We start from the raw sequence: 18,711 nt of genomic DNA on the forward strand, positions 1-18,711 counted from the left end.
TTTCAGGATAAAATGCTATGTCAACAATTTACCTCTTTTTACCCATTTAACTGTTTTAACCTAATTCCGGATACAGTACAAACTGCTCCATGAAGGCATTTACGTCTTTTTTTACAGCCTGCAGTACAGCGGCATCATCTGCGTTCATCAGCACTTTATCGATGGCATCTACTACAAACGGAATATGCTCTTCCTTCATACCACGTGTGGTAATGGCCGGAACACCCAGGCGGATACCGGATGTAACAAAGGCACTTTTATCGTCGTAAGGAACCATGTTTTTATTGGCGGTAATATCTGCCTGTACCAATGCCTGTTCTGCTTTTTTACCGCTGATGTTTTTATTACGCAGATCAATCAATACCAGGTGGTTATCTGTACCACCGCTGATGATCTGATATTCTTTAGCCACCAATGCTTTGGCCATGGCCTGCGAATTCTTGAGTACCTGGTTGGCATAAACGGTAAATTCATCACTCAGGATCTCTCCAAACGCAATGGCTTTGGCAGCGATCACGTGCTCCAGCGGACCACCCTGGATACCGGGGAATACGGCCATATCCAGCAGGTTACTCATCATGCGGATATTACCTTTTACATCTTTCAGTCCAAAAGGATTTTCAAAATCCTTCCGCATCATGATAATTCCGCCACGTGGTCCACGAAGGGTTTTGTGGGTGGTAGAAGTTACAAAATGACAATGATCGAATGGATCATTCAGTAATTTCTTGGCAATCAGCCCGGCAGGGTGTGCAATATCAGCCATCACCAGTGCACCTACTTCATCTGCTACTTTGCGGATGCGGGCATAGTCCCAGTCGCGGCTATAGGCACTGGCGCCACAAATGATCATTTTGGGTTTTACCTCACGTGCTTTGGCTTCCAGCATGGCATAATCCACCAAACCGTCTTCGCGGGTTACACCATAAAAATGGGGTTGATATAATTTACCGCTATAGTTTACGGCAGAACCATGTGTAAGGTGTCCGCCCATGCTCAGGTCAAGACCCAGGATCGGATCACCGGGTTGTAATACGGCCAGTGCTACTGCCGCATTGGCCTGCGCACCACTATGCGGTTGTACGTTGGCGTATTCTATGTTGAAAATCTGTTTCAGTCTGTCGATGGCCAGCTGTTCTGTCTGGTCCACAATTTCGCAACCCGCATAATAACGGCGGCCGGGATACCCTTCGGCGTATTTATTGGTCATTACACCACCCATGGCCTGCATTACCTGTAAGCTGGTAAAATTTTCAGAGGCGATCAGTTCAATTCCATGACGTTGTCTTTCCAGTTCCTGCTTGATCAGGTCGAAAACCAGGGTATCTCTTTGCATTGTATTGATTTTGCCGCAAAGATAAGCAGTGGGCAAATAGGTGCCCTGTTGCGTCAGATGGATTTGTGCCAAAAGGGGATAATCGGGTAATAAAATGAGGAAATTTTTTTAGAATGTGTCAAACAGAGGGTATCCCAGCCTCAAAAGGGGCTTATTTTCCCCAAAACTTGCCCCATCGGCAGTTTTTCCTAATTTCGGCGCCTGATATTGTGTTGGCTATACATGATGATCTTGTGAAGCAGTCATCAACGCAGTGTTCAAACATAAACAACCCCCATGAAAGCAATCATCCCAGTTGCGGGCGCCGGAACCAAATTAAGACCCCATACCTATACTCAACCCAAAGCCCTGATCCCCATTGCCGGAAAAACGATCCTGAGTTTTATTGTGGATCAGTTGCGGGAAGCAGGCATTACAGAATATATTTTTATTGTAGGTTATCTGGGTGAAAAGATCCAGGACTATGTAAAACAGACTTACCCCGATTTAACCACTCATTTTGTATTCCAAAACGAGCGGCAGGGTACCGGTCATGCTATTGAATTAACCAGGAACATTGTAGGTAACGATGAAGTGTTTGTGGTGCTCGGAGATACTATCTGCGAGTACGATGTGAAAGAAGTGGTGAATAGTGCCTACAGCATGCTCGGTATTAAAAAAGTAGACGACCCGCGCAATTTCGGGGTAGCTTCTATTGATGAAGAAGGATTTATTGAACAGGTGGTAGAGAAACCGGCGATACCGAAAAGTAATATGGCCCTGGTGGGTTTATACAAGATCAAGGAAACCCATTTCCTGTTCGAATGCCTGCATCACCTGTTTACCCAGGATATCAAAACCTTTGGTGAGTATAATCTTACCGATGCGCTGGACTGTATGATCAAACGCGGCGCCAGGTTCAAAGCGTTTAAAGTGAAGAACTGGTTCGACTGCGGTAAAAAAGAAACCCTGCTCGAAAGTAATGCCACCCTTTTAAAGAAATTCGGGGGTAACACAACAGATGGACATGAATACAAAGAAACCATCATCATTCCTCCCGTAAGTATTGCACCAGGATGTGATATTTCTAATTCCATTATCGGTCCGCACGTAGCCATTGGTGCCAATACCTCTATCAAAAACTCTATCGTGCGCGACAGTATCATTGGCTCTTATACCAACCTCGACGAAGTGGTGCTGGATAATTCCCTCATCGGCAGCGATGCCTCTGTAAAAGGATTGAGCCGCAGCCTGAATATCGGGGATAATACAGAGATCGATTTTGGGTAGTAATTTGAAAATGAGGTAATTTGAAAATTTGAAAATGGTTTTCAGATTCACTCATTTTCAAATTACCACATTTTCAAATTTTCAAATTCTTTCCATGTCTTCGCCCATCACCCGATTATTCAATATTCAGTTTCCCATTATCCAGGCTGGTATGATCTGGGCCAGCGGATGGAAACTGGCTAGTGCGGTGAGTAATGCCGGTGGCCTGGGATTGATCGGTGCGGGCAGTATGTATCCCGCCGTGCTGCGCGAGCATATACAGCAATGTAAAACGGCCACCGACAAACCTTTTGGCGTGAATATACCGTTGATGTACCCCGACATCAAAGAACTGATAGATATTATTGTAGAAGAGAAAGTACCTGTTGTGTTTACCAGTGCCGGTAATCCCAAAATCTGGACGGGGTATCTGAAAGAGAGAGGTATCAAAGTAGTACATGTGGTCAGCAGCAGCAAGTTCGCTAAAAAAGCAGAAGACGCAGGTTGTGATGCCGTAGTGGCCGAAGGCTTTGAAGCCGGTGGTCATAACGGAAGGGAAGAAACTACTACCCTTGTATTGATCCCGCTGGTAAGGGCCGCTGTAAAAATACCGGTTATCGCTGCCGGTGGAATTGCTACCGGCCGGCAGATGCTGGCCGCACAGGTACTGGGTGCAGATGGTGTGCAGATCGGCAGCAGGTTCATCTGTAGTCCTGAAGCTTCTTCACATATCGCCTTTAAAGAAGCGGTGGTCAAGGCAGAAGAAGGAGATACCCTGCTGAGCATGAAAAAACTAATGCCCGTGCGCTTATTAAAAAACCGTTTTTTTGAAGAAGTACGTGCCGCTGAACAGCGGGGTGCAACTGAAGAAGAACTGCAACATATCCTGGGCCGCGCCCGCGCCAAACGAGGCATGTTTGAAGGTGACCTCGAAGAAGGCGAACTGGAAGTAGGTCAGGTAAGCGCCCTGATCAAAAATATTATCCCTGCCGGAGAAATTGTGAAAGAGATCTGGGAAGAATACAGGGCTGCTTTGCAGGAATTGGCAATGGTGAATGGGCAATGGTGAATCGTCAGTGGTGAATCGTCAGTGGTGAGTAGTGAATAGGCAGTTAAATAGAGCTGCCCTCCATTGACAATTGTCCATTCACAACTCCCCACTGACTGCTCACCACCTCAGTCTGCCTGCGGCAGCCCCATCGCTTCCCATTCTTCTTTGGAAGGTCCGTACACACCGGGCACGGGTAATCCTGCTAAACGCATTAATATGGTTAACTGACCGCGGTGATGTATCTGGTGCATCACAGTTACCCAGAGCGAAAATCCTTTTTTCCAGGTTTCGCCATACATGGGGCTTTCGTCCTGTAAGGTATTGTCTGTACAGGTTTGTAATGCCTGCTTTACCCTATCAACAGCGGCTTTGTAAGCGGTTACGATCTCTGCTGCTGTGTTGTACTCCTTATTTTCATACCCCAGCACCGGAAAACCTGCTTCGTGCGGGATGCCGGCAGCACAATTAATAATATGGTTGGCGAGCCGTTGGATAGAGCGATGATCGTGTACCAGATCTTTGGTTAAACTTTCGTCGGTTAGTTTTTCAAAGCAGGAAATGGTGGCTGCGGATTCTGAATCCCATACACCTAAAAAATGTTGGATAGAACTAAACATTGGATCAGGGTTTACTTATTTATGAATATAAATGCCATCTGCCTGCGAAACAGACGAAACGGTCAGGTCATTGATGCATACATTCTCGGGCAAGGAAGCACAGTAAAATGCGATATCGGCCACATCGTTTGCGTACAGCGGAATAAAACCATCATACACCTGTTTGGCCTTGTTTTCATCACCTTTAAAACGCACCATGGAGAACTCTGTTTCTGCAGCACCGGGATGAATGGCGGTTACTTTAATGCGGTGAGGTAACAGATCAATGCGCATGGCTTTGCTCAGTGCATCTACTGCATGTTTACTCGCGCAATAACCATTGCCTTCCTTATAAACCAGCTTGCCGGCTACCGAACCCATGTTGATGATATGTCCTTTTTTGCGTGCTGTCATATACGGCAATACCGCTTTGGTAACATACATCATGCCTTTAACATTGGTATCAATCATGGTATCCCAGTCGTCAAGATCGGCATTTTCAAAACTATCGCGTCCAAGCGCCAGGCCGGCATTGTTCACCAGCACATCGATCGTTTTCCATTCAGCAGGTAAGTTTTCGATGGCAGCAAAAACAGCTTTCCTGTCCTGCACATCAAATACAACCGGTAACGCTTTCACCTGATATTTAGTTTGCAGTTCCGAAGCCAATGCGTTCAGCCTGTCGGCTCTTCTTCCGGTAACAATACAGTTCCATCCGGCAGCGGCAAATTTTTCGGCAATGGCTTTGCCAAAACCAGAACTGGCACCGGTAATCAAGATAATTTTATCCATATAAAAGATTGAAGTAAAGAGGGATCACAAAAGTACAGGAATGCAGTTATTACATTATGCCACTTACCGAAAAGTGAATAAGTAAAAGGGCTTTTTACCTGATCAGTACCACGGTTCCTTTCCTGAATACCGTGTTACCGAGATAGTCCACACCCGATGCCTGGTACACATAGGCACCGCTGGCTTGTGCCACGCCGGCAAAATTACCGTCCCATCCTTTATTCTCTTCAGTGGTGGTGAATAGGAGTTGTCCCCAGCGATTATAAATACTGAAATAAGTAAGTTTACTGATGCCCACAAGACTGGGTCTGATCACATCATTTTTGCCATCTCCATTAGGTGTAAAGCCAGAGGGGACCAGTATATCCGGTCCGTTTTTGAATATACGTACCAATACCTGGTCTTCTGCAAAACAGGCACCCTCACTCACTCTTACGGTATAACGGATCGAATCTATGTTGTTGTCGAATACAGCTACCGGGTTGGCAATGTTGGGATTGTTCAGATAATCTGCTGGCGACCATACATAACTCGTTCCGCCACTGGCATTCAATTGTAATGGTTGCGTAGGAACGGCGAATGTATCTTTTCCCGCATTGGCTATTACAGGTGGAATAACGGTAACCAGTATGGTATCCGTAACCGGTTTGGGACAACCCACTGTATTGGTAGCCGTTAAAACATACGCTGTAGTACGGGTAGGGCCGGCAACCGGTGTTAAGGTATTTTCATTAATGAGTGTAGCGGCCGGATTCCATTTAAATGAGTTGCCAACAACAGAACCGTTTAACTGGGCGCGGGTTCCGTAACAGATAGTGATATCAGATCCGGCACTGGCCGTTGGATAAGGCGCCACCGTTACAGCCACAGAGTCTCTTGCCTGGCATTTGCCCAGATTGGCAATTACATAATACTTAGTGTTTACCAGGGGTTGCACCAGCGGGTTTTTGATATTTTGTATAGCTGCGCCCGAAGAACTGGTCCATTGATAACTCAATGCATCACTCACCGGCCGTAACCGAAAGGTATCCGTTAGGCAGATACCCGTATCTACGCCTGCTTTTACCGAAATGAATTGTAACACGTTTACGGTTACTGTATCCGTGTTGGCGCAACCATTGTCATTAACAGATACATAGTACTTCGTGGTATCCCTGGGAAATACCAATGGCGAATTGGTGGCCCGGTTAAGAATCCGGGTGCTGTTGGGGCCCACAGATGGTGTCCACAAAACGCTGCCACTACTGATATTTACTTTTAAGGCAAGTGTATCATTACTGCAGATCAGGGTATCGCGGAAGGGAAGGTTCAGCGTGGGTTTGTCAAGAATGGTTACCGTTTTGGTAACCGTATCAACACAGCCTACATTATTGGCCACGATCATTTTCACCTGCACGCTGGAGGCAGCTGTATATTTCCAGGCCGTGTCTTTGCTGCGGGCTGTGTCAGCCAGGGAATTGGTATCGCCAAAATCCCAGATTCTGCTGGTGATAGATCCATACTTTGTTTTGGAAGTATCTGAGAACACATAATTATTCAGGAAACAGGTACCGGTAACCGTAAAGCCAGGATTAAAACCGGGATACACTTTTACCACAGCTGTAGTAGAATCCTGGCAACCACCCACAGCGGTTACTTTTAGTTTAACGGTGTAAGTGCCACTGTCTTTTCCACTTTGTAAATAATCGTAGGTAGGGGTAGGGCTGGTTGAAACATCGGTATTGATACCAGGCACCCCAAAATCCCATAGATAGGAACTGATATTAGAACTGGTTGATTCATTCTGAAACGAAAGTGTGGTACCGTTACAGGTTACATAGGTGGGTTTCAGCACGGCACCGGTAAGGGTACAATCATTGATGCTGATCTGGAAATCTTTTCTGTGTTCCGATATCTTGATGCCATTCCTGTATTCTTCTACCAGCACTGCCATCAGATATACACCCGTAGTGGCCGGGGCAATGCCCGTAACCAACCCTGTGCTGGAATTGATGGTGATACCGGTATCCAGCGGTAACGTAGATGAGTAACTACCCAGATAATTAACCGGAATATAGGGTGGTGCATCTGCGTTCGGCGGTATAGCTGGATTAGGGCTTGCTCCGACATAACCCGGAATAAATTTATACACCAGCGAATCTCCGTCGGGATCTGCCGCAGAAAAATCGATGGCGATGGGAGAACTTTTACAAACCAGGATCGTATCCCGTTTATTAAAAACCGCATTCGAATTATTGGGTGCAAAAGGATTGTCGTTAGTGCCGGGGATTTTTACCCAATAGGTAGCTCCCACATTCAGGGAATTGATATTAACGATCTGGTCTATGCGGCAACACTGCGAGTGTGCTGCAATATAACCCGCTGCCAAAGGGTCCAGGTCAACGGTAGCTTCAAAAGTGGCTACGGCAAAACGGACCGGTGGTCTGGTATTTAAACAGGGGTTGTAAGTAGAAAGATTCATGTACTCATAATTACTGCGGCGGGCAGTAACGGTGGTTACAAGTGTATTATTATCTCCTCTGAAAATAGAAAGCGGATAAGCTACGCCGAGCGAAGCTACACCCGCACCGGTAACCGTAGTGTCTTTGTATAACAGTAAAGTGAGTTTATAGGAAAGTTTGCCGGGGCTGGTAGTGGAGGCCCCCAGGTAGGTATAGTAGATCTCGCCACCGGTAATATGCTTTCCATAACTGGTTAGCATGGCTAATACGAAAACAATGGTGTAGACAGCTTTTTTCATCTTCTATATTCCTGTTCTGCATCTTTCTCCGAACCTGGGATCATTTGATCCCGATACGCGTGATTGCAAACGTGAAAGTACTATTTGTAAACGTTTCGTTAACAGAATCCTGTTGGTTTTAACGGACTCACAACACTTAACAATAAAGAGGGAAAACAGGCAGATTCTGCTGCCTGTCAGCTGTATTTTACTGAATTACCTGATCAATACCGAAGTTCCTTTACGGTACACTGTTTTACCGGTATAATCGGTGCCTTCGGCCTCATAAACATAGGTATTGGCAGCCTGCGGGGTGTCATTATATATGCCATCCCATCCTTTCCCCAATTCGCTGGTACTAAAGATCAATTGCCCCCAACGGTTATATACCCTGAAATAAGTAAGTTGGCTAATGCCAAGGGTAACCGGTCTTAGAATATCATTCTTACCATCTCCATTTGGCGTAAAAGCAGAGGGTACAAAAATATCCGGCCCTGTTTTATACACCCTGACCAGGATCTCATCATACGCATAACAACCCGCCGCATCGCTAACCATAACCCGGTAACGGATCGAGTCGATGCTCGCATCCAGCGTGGCTAACGGATTGGGGATTGATGGATTGCTGAGGCCATATTCCGGATACCAATTGTAACGCAATCCACCGGATGCCTGTAATTGCAACGGCTGGTTAGCTAATACAGCGGTATCTTTTCCTGCATAGGCAGGTATGGGGGGAGCTACGGTTACTACTACTGAGTCTGTAACCGCTTTACGGCAGCCTGCCGTATCGGTTACATGCAAAACATACGTGGTAGTTCTGGAAGGCCCCGCTACAGGAGAACCTACGGTAGGGTCAATAAGAGAGTTTGCAGGTGTCCAGTTCAGGGAGCTGCCTCTTACGGTACTTCTCAATTGTATTCTTGTGCCAAAACAGATCGTGGTATCCGGACCGGCTATGGCGATAGGATAGGGAGCCACTTTGATCAGTACCGTATCCCTGTCCTGGCATTTGCCCAGGTTGGCAGTAACATAATACTGTGTATTCACCAGCGGTTGTACCAGTGGATATTTTACATTGTTCACGGTTACACCTGAAGAACTGCTCCAGCGGTAACTCAATGCCTCACTGACCGGCCTGAGCCGCAGAGTATCTGTTTGGCAAATCAGTGTATCATTGCCCAATTGCACTTTGATAAAGGATAATACATTCACAGTAACAGTATCACTATTCACACAACCATTATCATTAAGGGTTACAATATAACGCGTAGTGTCTTTGGGAAATACCAATGGCGCAGAACTGTTCGCAAATAATATATTCCGGTTGGGTTGCCAGGAAAAACTGCCTGTGTTCAATACAGGAATAGCCAGGGTATCAATAGAACAGATCAGCGTGTCTTTGAATGGTAATTGCAATCTTGGTTTGTCTGCTACAGTGAGCTGTTGAAACACACTGTCAATACAACCCTTGCTACTGGTAACAATCAGCTTCACATCTTTTACCGAAGGTTTGGGATAGGTGTAGGAAGTGTTTTTGGAAAGCGATGTATCTGCCGTGCTTTCATCATCACCCAGATCCCATCGCCAGCTATTCACCGTACCATAACGGGTACTGGTGAGATCTTTGAACTGGTAAGGATTCTGCACACAACTTCCGAGCACAGAAAATGCCGGCTGAAATCCAGGGTATACAAATACACGGGTAGTGGCCGATCCCAAACAACCCTGTGGACCGGTTACGGTTAACCGGGCAATATACATGCCGGTATCTGCATAGGGATAATCTACCGTTGGACTGGTAGAGAAATTACCCGTGCCATCGCCAAAATCCCAGCGGTAAGAAGTGATAGATGCGGAGGTAGACTGGTTCTCAAAATGTACGATGGAGTCTTTGCATTGAATGATTTTTTCGGGTAGTACCGCTTCAATAATATCGCAGTTCTGCACTTTCAGGATAAAATCTTTCCGGTGCTCGCTGATGGGTTTTCCGGCCCTCCATTCGGTGATGCATACATTAACTACATACTGTCCTTCCGGTGGCGCTATCCCGTTGATGATGCCGGTAGCCGGATTGATACTGACTTCCGACCCCAGCGGATAAGCACCACTATAAATAGACGCGTAGGGTAATGGGATCAGGCTCAGCGATCTGGTTGGACCCGAATTGTTGGCGCCAGACGGTGCAGAATAGGCTTCGCAAAAAGAATAGGAAAGCGAATCACCATCTGCATCCCGCGCACTGAAATCGAGGGTGAATCTTTTACGGGCACATACCAGGGCAGTATCACGTACAAAGAATTGCGGACTGTTATTATGCCCGGCACCCAAAACGCCCGTTCCCGGAATCTTTGTTACATAATTGCTGCCTACATTGGTGGAGATGGCAAGATTGGAAAGTCTGTCTACCCGGCAACATCCGGTTCGGGAAAGCGTATAACCTGTTACATTATCCGATAGTGTTACGGTAGCGGTATAGATGCCGATCTCATAACAAACATTTACATTGCCTACCAAACAGGGAAATACACTTGTGTTCAGTGCAATGGTACTGACTGCATTAAATAGTGGTAACGGAACCGTTGATACGAGGAGATTATTATCGTTTGAATAAATACCAACAGTTACATTTTCGGCTTCCAGTACCGGACCGGATGTGGCACAATCTCTGAACAAACGTAAAGTGATCCGGTAAACACTGCTGGCAGATCCTGATAAATTTCCGGGGCCTATGTATTCATAAAACAGTTCTCCTCCTGCCACATGTCTTGCCTGTGAAGGAAGAAAACAAAGTAATAATGCCGATATGAAGAAATACTTCTTCATATATCTGCTAATAGTTAAGGGTTGATAAAAGCCAGCAGCAGTTGGTTGAGTGGTTCAGTTGCTTCCCACATACCCATGTGACCGCAACCCGGTAATACATGAATATACGAAATCCTGGGCAGGTGAACCTGTTGCAATACATCTTCCATCGGCGCGGCCACGTCTTCGGTGCCCATAACGAAGAGTACGGGTAATGGGTTGCCTGCCAATACTTTGCAGCGGTCGGGACGGTTCATCATGGCAATGTAATACTGCTGCAGCGCCGCTACTGTAAAACCAGCAGCAGATGATATGAGTTGGGCTACTTTGTCCGGGTGGACTTCTTTGAAAGCTTTGCCGAATAAATTAGGGATCGTATTCTTTAAAAAAGCAACTGCTCCATATTGCGCGATGGTGGTTACCGCTTTGGCCCGCATCGTTTTTTTCTCTTCACTATCTGCAAAAGCCGTGGAATGTACCAACCCGAAAGCCTGCAGCATGGCCGGATATTTTTCTGCAAAAGCCAGTGTAATATATCCACCCATACTATGGCCAAGCATAATGCAGGAAACAATGTTTTCTGTCTGTAACAAAGCATAGATCAGATCTGCATAATCTTCTATGCTAACGGGATCAGCAACGGAAATTTCTTTTGTAAACAGCGACGACTTACCCGAACCGGGCAGATCGGGAACCACTAACATACAATGCTGTTGCAGAAAAGAAACCTGTGTGTTCCAGATCTGGCTGTCTTCTCCAAAACCATGTAATAAAACCACGGGTGTTCCTTTTCCCTGGAGCGTGTAGGAGATAGTGGTGGAATGGAAGGAGAATGTTTTTTCCATAGTTGATATCTATGACTTCTTTCTTAGCCGGATACTCCGGAACAATAACCACAAACAAACTGGTAGTAAAGCCGTATTCAATTCCTGCGGTAGCCAGAACCAGCCCAGCAAAGCGACCAGCAGGATCACTGCATACAACGTAAAGTACCGCTGTAACCATACAGGTTGTTTCCAAACTGCAAAGGCCGCCACCAGGTTAAAAGGCAGGGCCCATAGCAAATTATAATTGGCGGCACAGGCGGCATGGTCGGTGCCAAACCACATGAACAGCAACAAACAGCCGATCAGGCCAGTAAAAAGGAATAAAAAAAAGTCAATCAATTTTGTGAGGCTAATGGCTGTTTTATGTTTGATAGAGGCGATCATTCCCGCCACTATGGCCAACACACTAAAAAGAATCAAGGGAGTATTGCGAAAAGGTTCTTGCTGACCCTTGCCCCGATTGATCAGTATTTTTTCCTGTAGTACCATCGATGAAAGGGTATGAACAGAACTATCTATTCCCTTCATCAGGTAGTCAGGCAGGAACATAGATTCGGCTATGTTCACTTTCTGATCTATCGGACTGCCCAATACCAGATCGATCCCCAGTTTGCTCCATGCCTGGTTGCCTTTGTCAAGGTATTCATGCAGCATATCCCGGAAACTGGTTCCGGCTGGCACCAATACCTGGTCTGCTTTCAAACCGGCATATTTCATCAAAATATCTCGTACCCGCGAAGTACAATTGTTGTACAGAAAATCATATTTATAATAACGTGCCGGACCCGCCAGGTTCTCTGCCAATGCCTGCTGGATGGTCTTTTTGGTACTATCGGTTACTGCCAGAACCTGCTCGTGTACATCACGGTTCTCAGACCGGTACTCATACATAAAATCTTCCAGCGGTGCCACGGATAAAAAATAATCGAGTTTGCCCCTGGTGAACTTGGAATAAAAATCCGGATCACTGAAATCAAAAGTGCCGTAATTATATACTAGATCTGTTTGACGGCTGCTGTCGATGATACGGATAGCCGTGTGCCCGAATGTAGAATAGAGTTCCTGTCCCGGTGCACAGGTCAGTACACTGATACGGAGATGAGAGGGACCGCCTTGCGCAAAACTGCTGCAAAACGATATGCCTATTAGCAGGCAGACCAGGACAATCTTTTTCACCAGATTTTTTTTTGGAAAGATACATCGCTTTTAGTGGATTGAGGTTAATCAACCTTTACCTAATTCCTTAATCGGCCAGCTCGGCCCATATCCTAAAAAACAAACAGGTGACACCTTAGCCGAGTCACCTGTTTCTGATTACTTGTAAAGCTCAGAACTTAAAACTTAGAACATAGAACTTATACTACCGATTACTTCCTGCTATAATTCGGCGCTTCCTTTGTAATATCAATATCATGCGCATGGCTTTCTTTCATCCCCGCATTGGTGATTTTTACAAAAGTGGCCTGTTGTAATGCCTTGATATCTTTGGCACCACAGTAACCCATGCCGGAACGTAACCCCCCTACATACTGGTAAACAATCTCGTTCAGATAACCTTTATAAGCTACACGCCCTTCAATACCTTCCGGTACATATTTTTTAATATCTGCTTCTACATCCTGGAAATAACGGTCGCCGCTTCCCTGGCTCATAGCACCCAGACTGCCCATACCGCGGTATTCTTTGAATTTTCTTCCTTCGTAGATGATGGTATCGCCCGGACTTTCTTCCACCCCTGCAAATACACTACCCATCATCACCACATTGGCACCTGCGGCCAGTGCTTTTACCATATCACCAGTGTAGCGGATACCGCCATCGGCAATGACCGGAATATTTTTTCCTTTTAAAGCGTTACTGGCTTCCATAATAGCCGTTAACTGCGGAACACCGGCACCGGCCACAATACGGGTAGTACAGATAGAACCCGGACCGATACCTACTTTCACGCAATTGGCGCCGGCTTCTGCCAATGCTTTGGCACCGGCGGCGGTACCTACATTACCGGCAATGATCTGTAAATTTTTGAAATTTTTACGAAGGGCTTTGAGGGCCTGAATCACCCCTTTGCTATGGCCATGGGCACTGTCTAAGGTAACGGCATCTACTCCTACAAACTGAAGAGCGGAGGCACGGTCCATCAAATCCTGGGTAATACCCAGCGCAGCACCCACCAGTAACCTGCCGATCGAATCTTTTACAGCATTGGGATAATTGCGCAGTTGCAGAATATCCCGATAAGTAATCAGACCAATCAGTTTTCCCTGCCTGTTAACTACGGGCAGTTTTTCGATTTTATATTGGCGTAAGATTTTTTCTGCTTTTTTCAGATCAGTGCCTTCCGGTGCGGTGATGAGGTTTTCCTTCGTCATCACTTCTTTTACTTTCCGGCGCTTATCTGTTTCAAAACGGAGATCGCGGTTGGTTAAAATCCCCACCAGTTTCTGGCCGGCATCTACAATCGGAATACCACCTATTTTATTATCCTTCATCAGCTTCAGTGCATCACCGATAGTGGCATCGATTAACAGGGTAATCGGGTCAACGATCATCCCGCTTTCACTTCTTTTTACTTTCCGTACCTGTTCTGCCTGACGTTCAATGCTCATGTTTTTGTGCAGGATACCCAGGCCACCTTCACGCGCCAGCGCAATGGCCAGATGGGCTTCGGTTACGGTATCCATAGCTGCAGACAGCATGGGTACATTCAGTACAATGTCTTTGGTGAGGTGTGAACGGATATCTACTTCGCGGGGCAGGATCTCGCTGAAAGCGGGCATTAACAATACATCGTCGAATGTGAGACCTTCGCCGAATAACCTGGAAGAAGCAGACTTGGTGCGGGGAGGAGTATTTCTTGTTGCCATGTGCAAAGATAGTGCTGCAGGTAAATTCAGTCCAAAACTTTTTCATACAGCTATATAACCGCCTGTAACAGCATGGGTTTGGCAGGAATAATCACCCTATTTGCCAATGGATTTGTTTTTACTTTTGAGCGATGACAAGAATTGCCCCTGCTGCAGATACCCCTTATTTTAACTTACAGTTCGGCTTACTCTGTTTCAGTAATTTTCTCTTCAGCGCCAGTTTCAGCATGATGATCCCTGAATTGCCGGGTTACCTAACCAGCCTGGGAGGTGCCGAGTACAAAGGATTGATCATTGCACTGTTTACCCTCATGGCAGGTATTTCAAGACCTTTCAGTGGAAAACTAACCGATACTGTTGGACGTGTGCCTGTGATGATCTTTGGTTCTTTGGTATGTGTGGTTTGCAGTCTGTTATATCCTGTACTGACTTCTGTGAGTGGATTTTTATTATTACGGTTCTTTCATGGCTTTTCTACCGGATTTAAACCAACCGCTACATCGGCCTATGGAGCAGATGTGGTACACGAATCAAGAAGGGGAGAAGCATTGGGTGCACTGGCTATCGGTTACAGTCTTGGTTCTTCTATCGGTCCGCTGGCAGGTAGTTTTCTGGTGATGCATTATTCCTACAACACCATGTTTATTGTGTCTGCTGTTTTTGCATTAGGTTCTGTCATCATCCTGTATAATATTAAGGAAACATTACCCAACCCACAACCTTTTACGATCGGTCTGCTGCATATTAAAAAGAATGAAATTTTTGATAATACTTCTGTTCGTCCGGCTATCATTATGACACTGCTTTGTTTCTCTATTGGGGTGGTACTTACTTTATCGCCCGATCTCAGTGAGTCGGTGGGTCTGAAGAACAAAGGTTTCTTTTATGCCTGTTATACGATTGCCTCTCTGGCTATCCGTTTCGCAGCCGGTAAAGTTTCTGACCGTCACGGACGGATCATTGTGCTGATCTTTTCATCATTTACCATGTTGGTTGCAATGGTGGTATTGTCGTTGGCACATAGCGTTACCATGGTTATCATCAGTGCCTGCCTGTTGGGGTTCAGTGTAGGGATGAACGGGCCTACGCTGATGGCCTGGACAGTAGACCTCTGCAAACCGGAGAACCGCGGCAGGGCCGTAGCATCTGTGTATATTGCGCTGGAGCTGGGCATCGGCAGCGGCGCATTGATCTCGGGTTGGATTTACCGGAACAGGTTAGAGAATTTATTGTATGCTTTTTTATTACCCGGTTTACTGGCATTGGTGGCCATGTTATTACTACTGAACTGGCGAAGAAAAGAAAACATGCTGCAGGAACAGCAACCAACGGTGTATGATCTGCCTGAATAAGTAACTTTTGGAAAGTGCTGACACTTTCCAAAAGTTAAAGCAGCCGGTATATTTTACCCGGTAGCGACACTACGATATTCTGCAATTCCAGTTTCAGCAAAACCGCCGCTACGGTACTGCTGCTTAAACCGCTTCGCAGGTACAGTATATCGATAGGGGTTCCTTCCTGTTCCGATAAGAGGTCAACAATGATTTTTTCGTCTGGAGTCAATTCTATAAACAGCTCTTTCTGCTTTTTAACAACCGGCTTTTTCTTTTCTTTCCAGCCCAGTATATTCAGTAAATCTTCAGCGCCTGTGTATACCATGGCTTTGTTCTGTTTGATCAGTTGCAAACAACCACTGCTCTTGGAATCTGTGATTTTTCCGGGTACTGCAAACAGATCGCGGTTATAGGTGTAAGCCAGTTCTGCTGTAATCATACTGCCTCCTTTATTGGCCGTTTCTATCACAATGGTGGCATCTGCCATCCCGGCCACAATCCGGTTTCGCCTGGGAAAATTGTGTTTGTCTGGTTGTGTATGCCGGCGGAATTCTGTTAGCAGTGCACCATGCCCGGTAATCTCTCTGGCAAGCGACCTGTGCTGCATCGGGTATACTGTATCCAATCCATGCCCCAGCACCCCGATGGTGGGTAAACCATATTGTAAAGCCGAACGGTGTGCAATGGCATCAATCCCGAAAGCAAGTCCGCTCACTATCATTACCTCTTGCTCCTGCAGATCTGTCACCAATTGTTCCGTAACCTGCCGGCCATACTCTGTATGATTTCTTGTACCGATAATACTGACGATATAACGATGGTTAAGATCTTCAGTGCCTTTATAATACAAAAGCGTGGGCGGATCGTAACAGTGTAATAAACGTTGCGGGTAGGCCGGATCGGTGAGGAAGAAGGTTTGTATGTTGTGTTGTTCTGTAAAGCGGATCTCTGTTTCTGCTTCATCAAAAGCATTCCATTCCTTAATTGATCTGGCACAGTTTTCTCCAATGCCGTCTATCGCAGCAATCTCTTTTTTCTTTGCTTTGAAAACAGCTGCCGCCGATCCAAAGTGATCCACTAATTGGCGGGCGCGGATGGCTCCCAGTTCGGGTACCAGGGTAAGGGCCACCTGGTAATACAATTCATCCTGCATACAAACAGTTTTAATCCTGTTCAATGTCTGCAAAATGTGAGGATTCCGGTTAGGTATTTATACGCTATAAACCGGTGATTGTAAACGTAGTTCTCCGGTTCTGAGCCCTGCCTGCTTCGGTAGTATTATCAGCAACAGGTTGGGTAGCGCCATATCCTTTATAGGTAAGTCTGTCAGCTGCAATTCCTTTTCCCTTCAAATAATCCGCGATGGCTTTGGCGCGGTTGGTGGCCAGTACCTGGTTATCTTCCGCCCTGCCAATATTATCTGTATGTCCGCTGATCTCCACTTTCAGGGTGGGATTTTCGGTTAATACCTGCAGTAAACGATCCAGCTCAATCAATGCACCGGCTGGTAACTCAAATGAATTACTGGCAAACCGGATATTCTGAAACACACTGACCGCATTCAGTTCTACCGGTTGCAATAAAATATCTTTCCGGTAAACACTATCAGCTTCCATGCTGCCCAATGCATACAATTCACTGTAAAAAAGATATCCTTTACGGTTAACGGTGAATGTGTAGTCTTTACCGGTTGGCAATGTAATAAAGTAATCACCCAGCTCATCTGTCTGCACTTTCATCAGCAAATTGTTATTGCTGTTGTTTACCAGTTCTACAGAAGAAGGCAATGGCTTTCCGGTCTTTTTATCGGTCACTTTTCCTTTTACATATAAAGTACGGTAAGGACGTATATCCGGCCGCAGATCAAATTTGTACAGATCAAGGCCTCCGCGGCTATCACTCCTGTCGCTGGCATAATACGCCGTTAATCCATCTGCTGAAACAGCCAGACTGCCTTCATTCTCAATGGTATTGATCGGGTAGCCGAGGTTTTCCGGTTTACCCCAATCACCATTGAGGTTCCTGCGTATCACAAACAGGTCCGATCCGCCATATCCCGGTAAGCCATCAGAAGTATAGTAAAGTGTCTGGTTATCGGCATGAATAAAAGGTGCTTTTTCATCTCCGGCAGAATTAATATCCGGTCCCATATTCACAGCCGGCCCCCATTTGCCATTGGGTTGCCGGTAACTTACATACAGGTCGCTTCCACCATAACCATCGGGACGGTTGCTGATAAAATAGAGGGCACGCTTATCCGGACTCAATGTAGGTCCGCTTTCATACGCATCAGTATTGATATTCGGGCCCAGGCTCTGGGGTTCGCTCCAGCCCTGCGGGGTGTAATAAGAAATGTAAATATCAAAACTGCGGTAGCTCTGTGTACTGAGCTGGCCGGCAAATATCATCCATTCGCCATCCTGCGAAACAGATAAGGCACCTTTATTGGGTTCCTCATTGATGTCTCCATCAATCAGTTTCCATTTGCCAAATCCTTTTTTATGCATGGCACTCTCTATAAAATCTTCGCGCCCACGTTGCCCCAGTCGGGTAAAAACCAGCAGGCTGTCTGTTACGGTAACAGATGGGTAGTATTCCGATTGTGCCGTATTCACGCTATCGCCCAGGTTTACCGGGGTAAATAAGTAAGAAGTGGATGGATGTTCTTTCGCATAACGAATAGCAAATTCGTAACAACGGATCCGGTACGCTGCGCTTTTGATACTGCGTTCATTCAGTTTGGGATAACGCAGAAAAGATTTTACGGCTGCCAATGCTTCTTCAAATCTGCCCAGTCCGGCCAGATTGATGGAATAGGGGAGATTGTATAAGAGGAAATAGCTGGTGTCTTTGTCCCTTGCTTTCTCATAGAGTTTTACCGACTGGTCATATCTTTTCAGTTGCCCCAGTGCGCCGGCTAGTGATAAGTAGGCATCTACAAAATTGCTGTCTTCTTTGATGGATTGTAACAGCACGGGAACAGCTTCGTTTAATTGGCCGTCCTGCAGCAGGTCCAGCGCTTTCTCATAATTTTTAACGGCTTTCGGATTCACCCGCTCGGGCACATATACCTGCGAAAAAACCTGGGTGGATGAGAAAACCAAAATACTGATTAAAATGACTTTCATAGCAGGAA

At 46.0% G+C, this 18,711-nt stretch carries 13 protein-coding genes; 3 read left to right on the forward strand and 10 right to left on the reverse strand.

Going from position 1 to position 18,711, the window contains the following annotated elements; genetic code table 11:
- Nucleotides 1-55: 55 nt before the first annotated feature.
- Nucleotides 56-1,336: a serine hydroxymethyltransferase gene (glyA, locus tag AC1RNB_RS00515; protein ID WP_493079759.1), complete on the reverse strand. Its 1,281-nt coding sequence runs from the start codon at nucleotides 1,334-1,336 to the stop codon at nucleotides 56-58.
- A 276-nt stretch (nucleotides 1,337-1,612) separates the two neighbouring features.
- Here glyA and AC1RNB_RS00520 point away from each other — a divergent pair, with 276 nt between their 5' ends.
- Nucleotides 1,613-2,605 carry a sugar phosphate nucleotidyltransferase gene (locus AC1RNB_RS00520; protein ID WP_493079761.1) on the forward strand — a complete coding sequence of 331 codons (993 nt, stop codon included), beginning with the start codon at nucleotides 1,613-1,615 and terminating at the stop codon, nucleotides 2,603-2,605.
- 94 nt (nucleotides 2,606-2,699) lie between these two features.
- Complete coding sequence (locus AC1RNB_RS00525) at nucleotides 2,700-3,653, forward strand: NAD(P)H-dependent flavin oxidoreductase (protein WP_493079763.1); 954 nt, start codon at nucleotides 2,700-2,702, stop codon at nucleotides 3,651-3,653.
- A gap of 107 nt (nucleotides 3,654-3,760) precedes the next feature.
- Here the strand turns inward: AC1RNB_RS00525 and AC1RNB_RS00530 are convergent, their stop codons facing one another.
- From AC1RNB_RS00530 to guaB, 7 genes are all read right to left on the reverse strand, one after another.
- Nucleotides 3,761-4,252 carry a DinB family protein gene (locus AC1RNB_RS00530; RefSeq protein WP_493079765.1) on the reverse strand — a complete coding sequence of 164 codons (492 nt, stop codon included), beginning with the start codon at nucleotides 4,250-4,252 and terminating at the stop codon, nucleotides 3,761-3,763.
- 15 nt (nucleotides 4,253-4,267) lie between these two features.
- Nucleotides 4,268-5,023 (reverse strand): SDR family NAD(P)-dependent oxidoreductase, encoded by a 756-nt coding sequence (locus AC1RNB_RS00535; protein WP_493079767.1) that lies wholly within the window; start codon nucleotides 5,021-5,023, stop codon nucleotides 4,268-4,270.
- Nucleotides 5,024-5,117: 94 nt separating this feature from the next.
- Nucleotides 5,118-7,763 (reverse strand): T9SS type B sorting domain-containing protein, encoded by a 2,646-nt coding sequence (locus AC1RNB_RS00540; RefSeq protein ID WP_493079769.1) that lies wholly within the window; start codon nucleotides 7,761-7,763, stop codon nucleotides 5,118-5,120.
- Between the two features lie 195 nt (nucleotides 7,764-7,958).
- Nucleotides 7,959-10,568: a PKD domain-containing protein gene (locus AC1RNB_RS00545; RefSeq protein ID WP_493079771.1), complete on the reverse strand. Its 2,610-nt coding sequence runs from the start codon at nucleotides 10,566-10,568 to the stop codon at nucleotides 7,959-7,961.
- A gap of 14 nt (nucleotides 10,569-10,582) precedes the next feature.
- Nucleotides 10,583-11,392: an alpha/beta fold hydrolase gene (locus AC1RNB_RS00550; protein ID WP_493079773.1), complete on the reverse strand. Its 810-nt coding sequence runs from the start codon at nucleotides 11,390-11,392 to the stop codon at nucleotides 10,583-10,585.
- Nucleotides 11,393-11,401: 9 nt separating this feature from the next.
- Entirely contained in the window at nucleotides 11,402-12,550 is a 1,149-nt protein-coding gene (locus AC1RNB_RS00555) for an Lnb N-terminal periplasmic domain-containing protein (RefSeq protein WP_493079775.1), read from the reverse strand.
- Between the two features lie 191 nt (nucleotides 12,551-12,741).
- Nucleotides 12,742-14,241, reverse strand: coding sequence for an IMP dehydrogenase (gene guaB, locus AC1RNB_RS00560; RefSeq protein WP_493079777.1), 1,500 nt, complete (start codon nucleotides 14,239-14,241; stop codon nucleotides 12,742-12,744).
- Between the two features lie 131 nt (nucleotides 14,242-14,372).
- On the opposite strand from guaB, the gene AC1RNB_RS00565 reads away from it, so the two are divergent.
- Nucleotides 14,373-15,593: an MFS transporter gene (locus AC1RNB_RS00565; RefSeq protein WP_493079778.1), complete on the forward strand. Its 1,221-nt coding sequence runs from the start codon at nucleotides 14,373-14,375 to the stop codon at nucleotides 15,591-15,593.
- A 34-nt stretch (nucleotides 15,594-15,627) separates the two neighbouring features.
- On the opposite strand, the gene dprA is transcribed toward AC1RNB_RS00565, so the two are convergent.
- Together dprA and AC1RNB_RS00575 are read right to left on the reverse strand one after the other, a co-directional pair.
- A complete protein-coding gene (gene dprA, locus AC1RNB_RS00570) occupies nucleotides 15,628-16,728 on the reverse strand; it encodes a DNA-processing protein DprA (RefSeq protein ID WP_493079780.1) in 1,101 nt (366 codons plus the stop codon).
- A gap of 64 nt (nucleotides 16,729-16,792) precedes the next feature.
- A complete protein-coding gene (locus AC1RNB_RS00575) occupies nucleotides 16,793-18,703 on the reverse strand; it encodes an OmpA family protein (RefSeq protein WP_493079782.1) in 1,911 nt (636 codons plus the stop codon).
- Nucleotides 18,704-18,711: the final 8 nt, after the last annotated feature.

It is taken from the genome of Sediminibacterium sp. GW821-FHT12F12 (assembly GCF_058806635.1).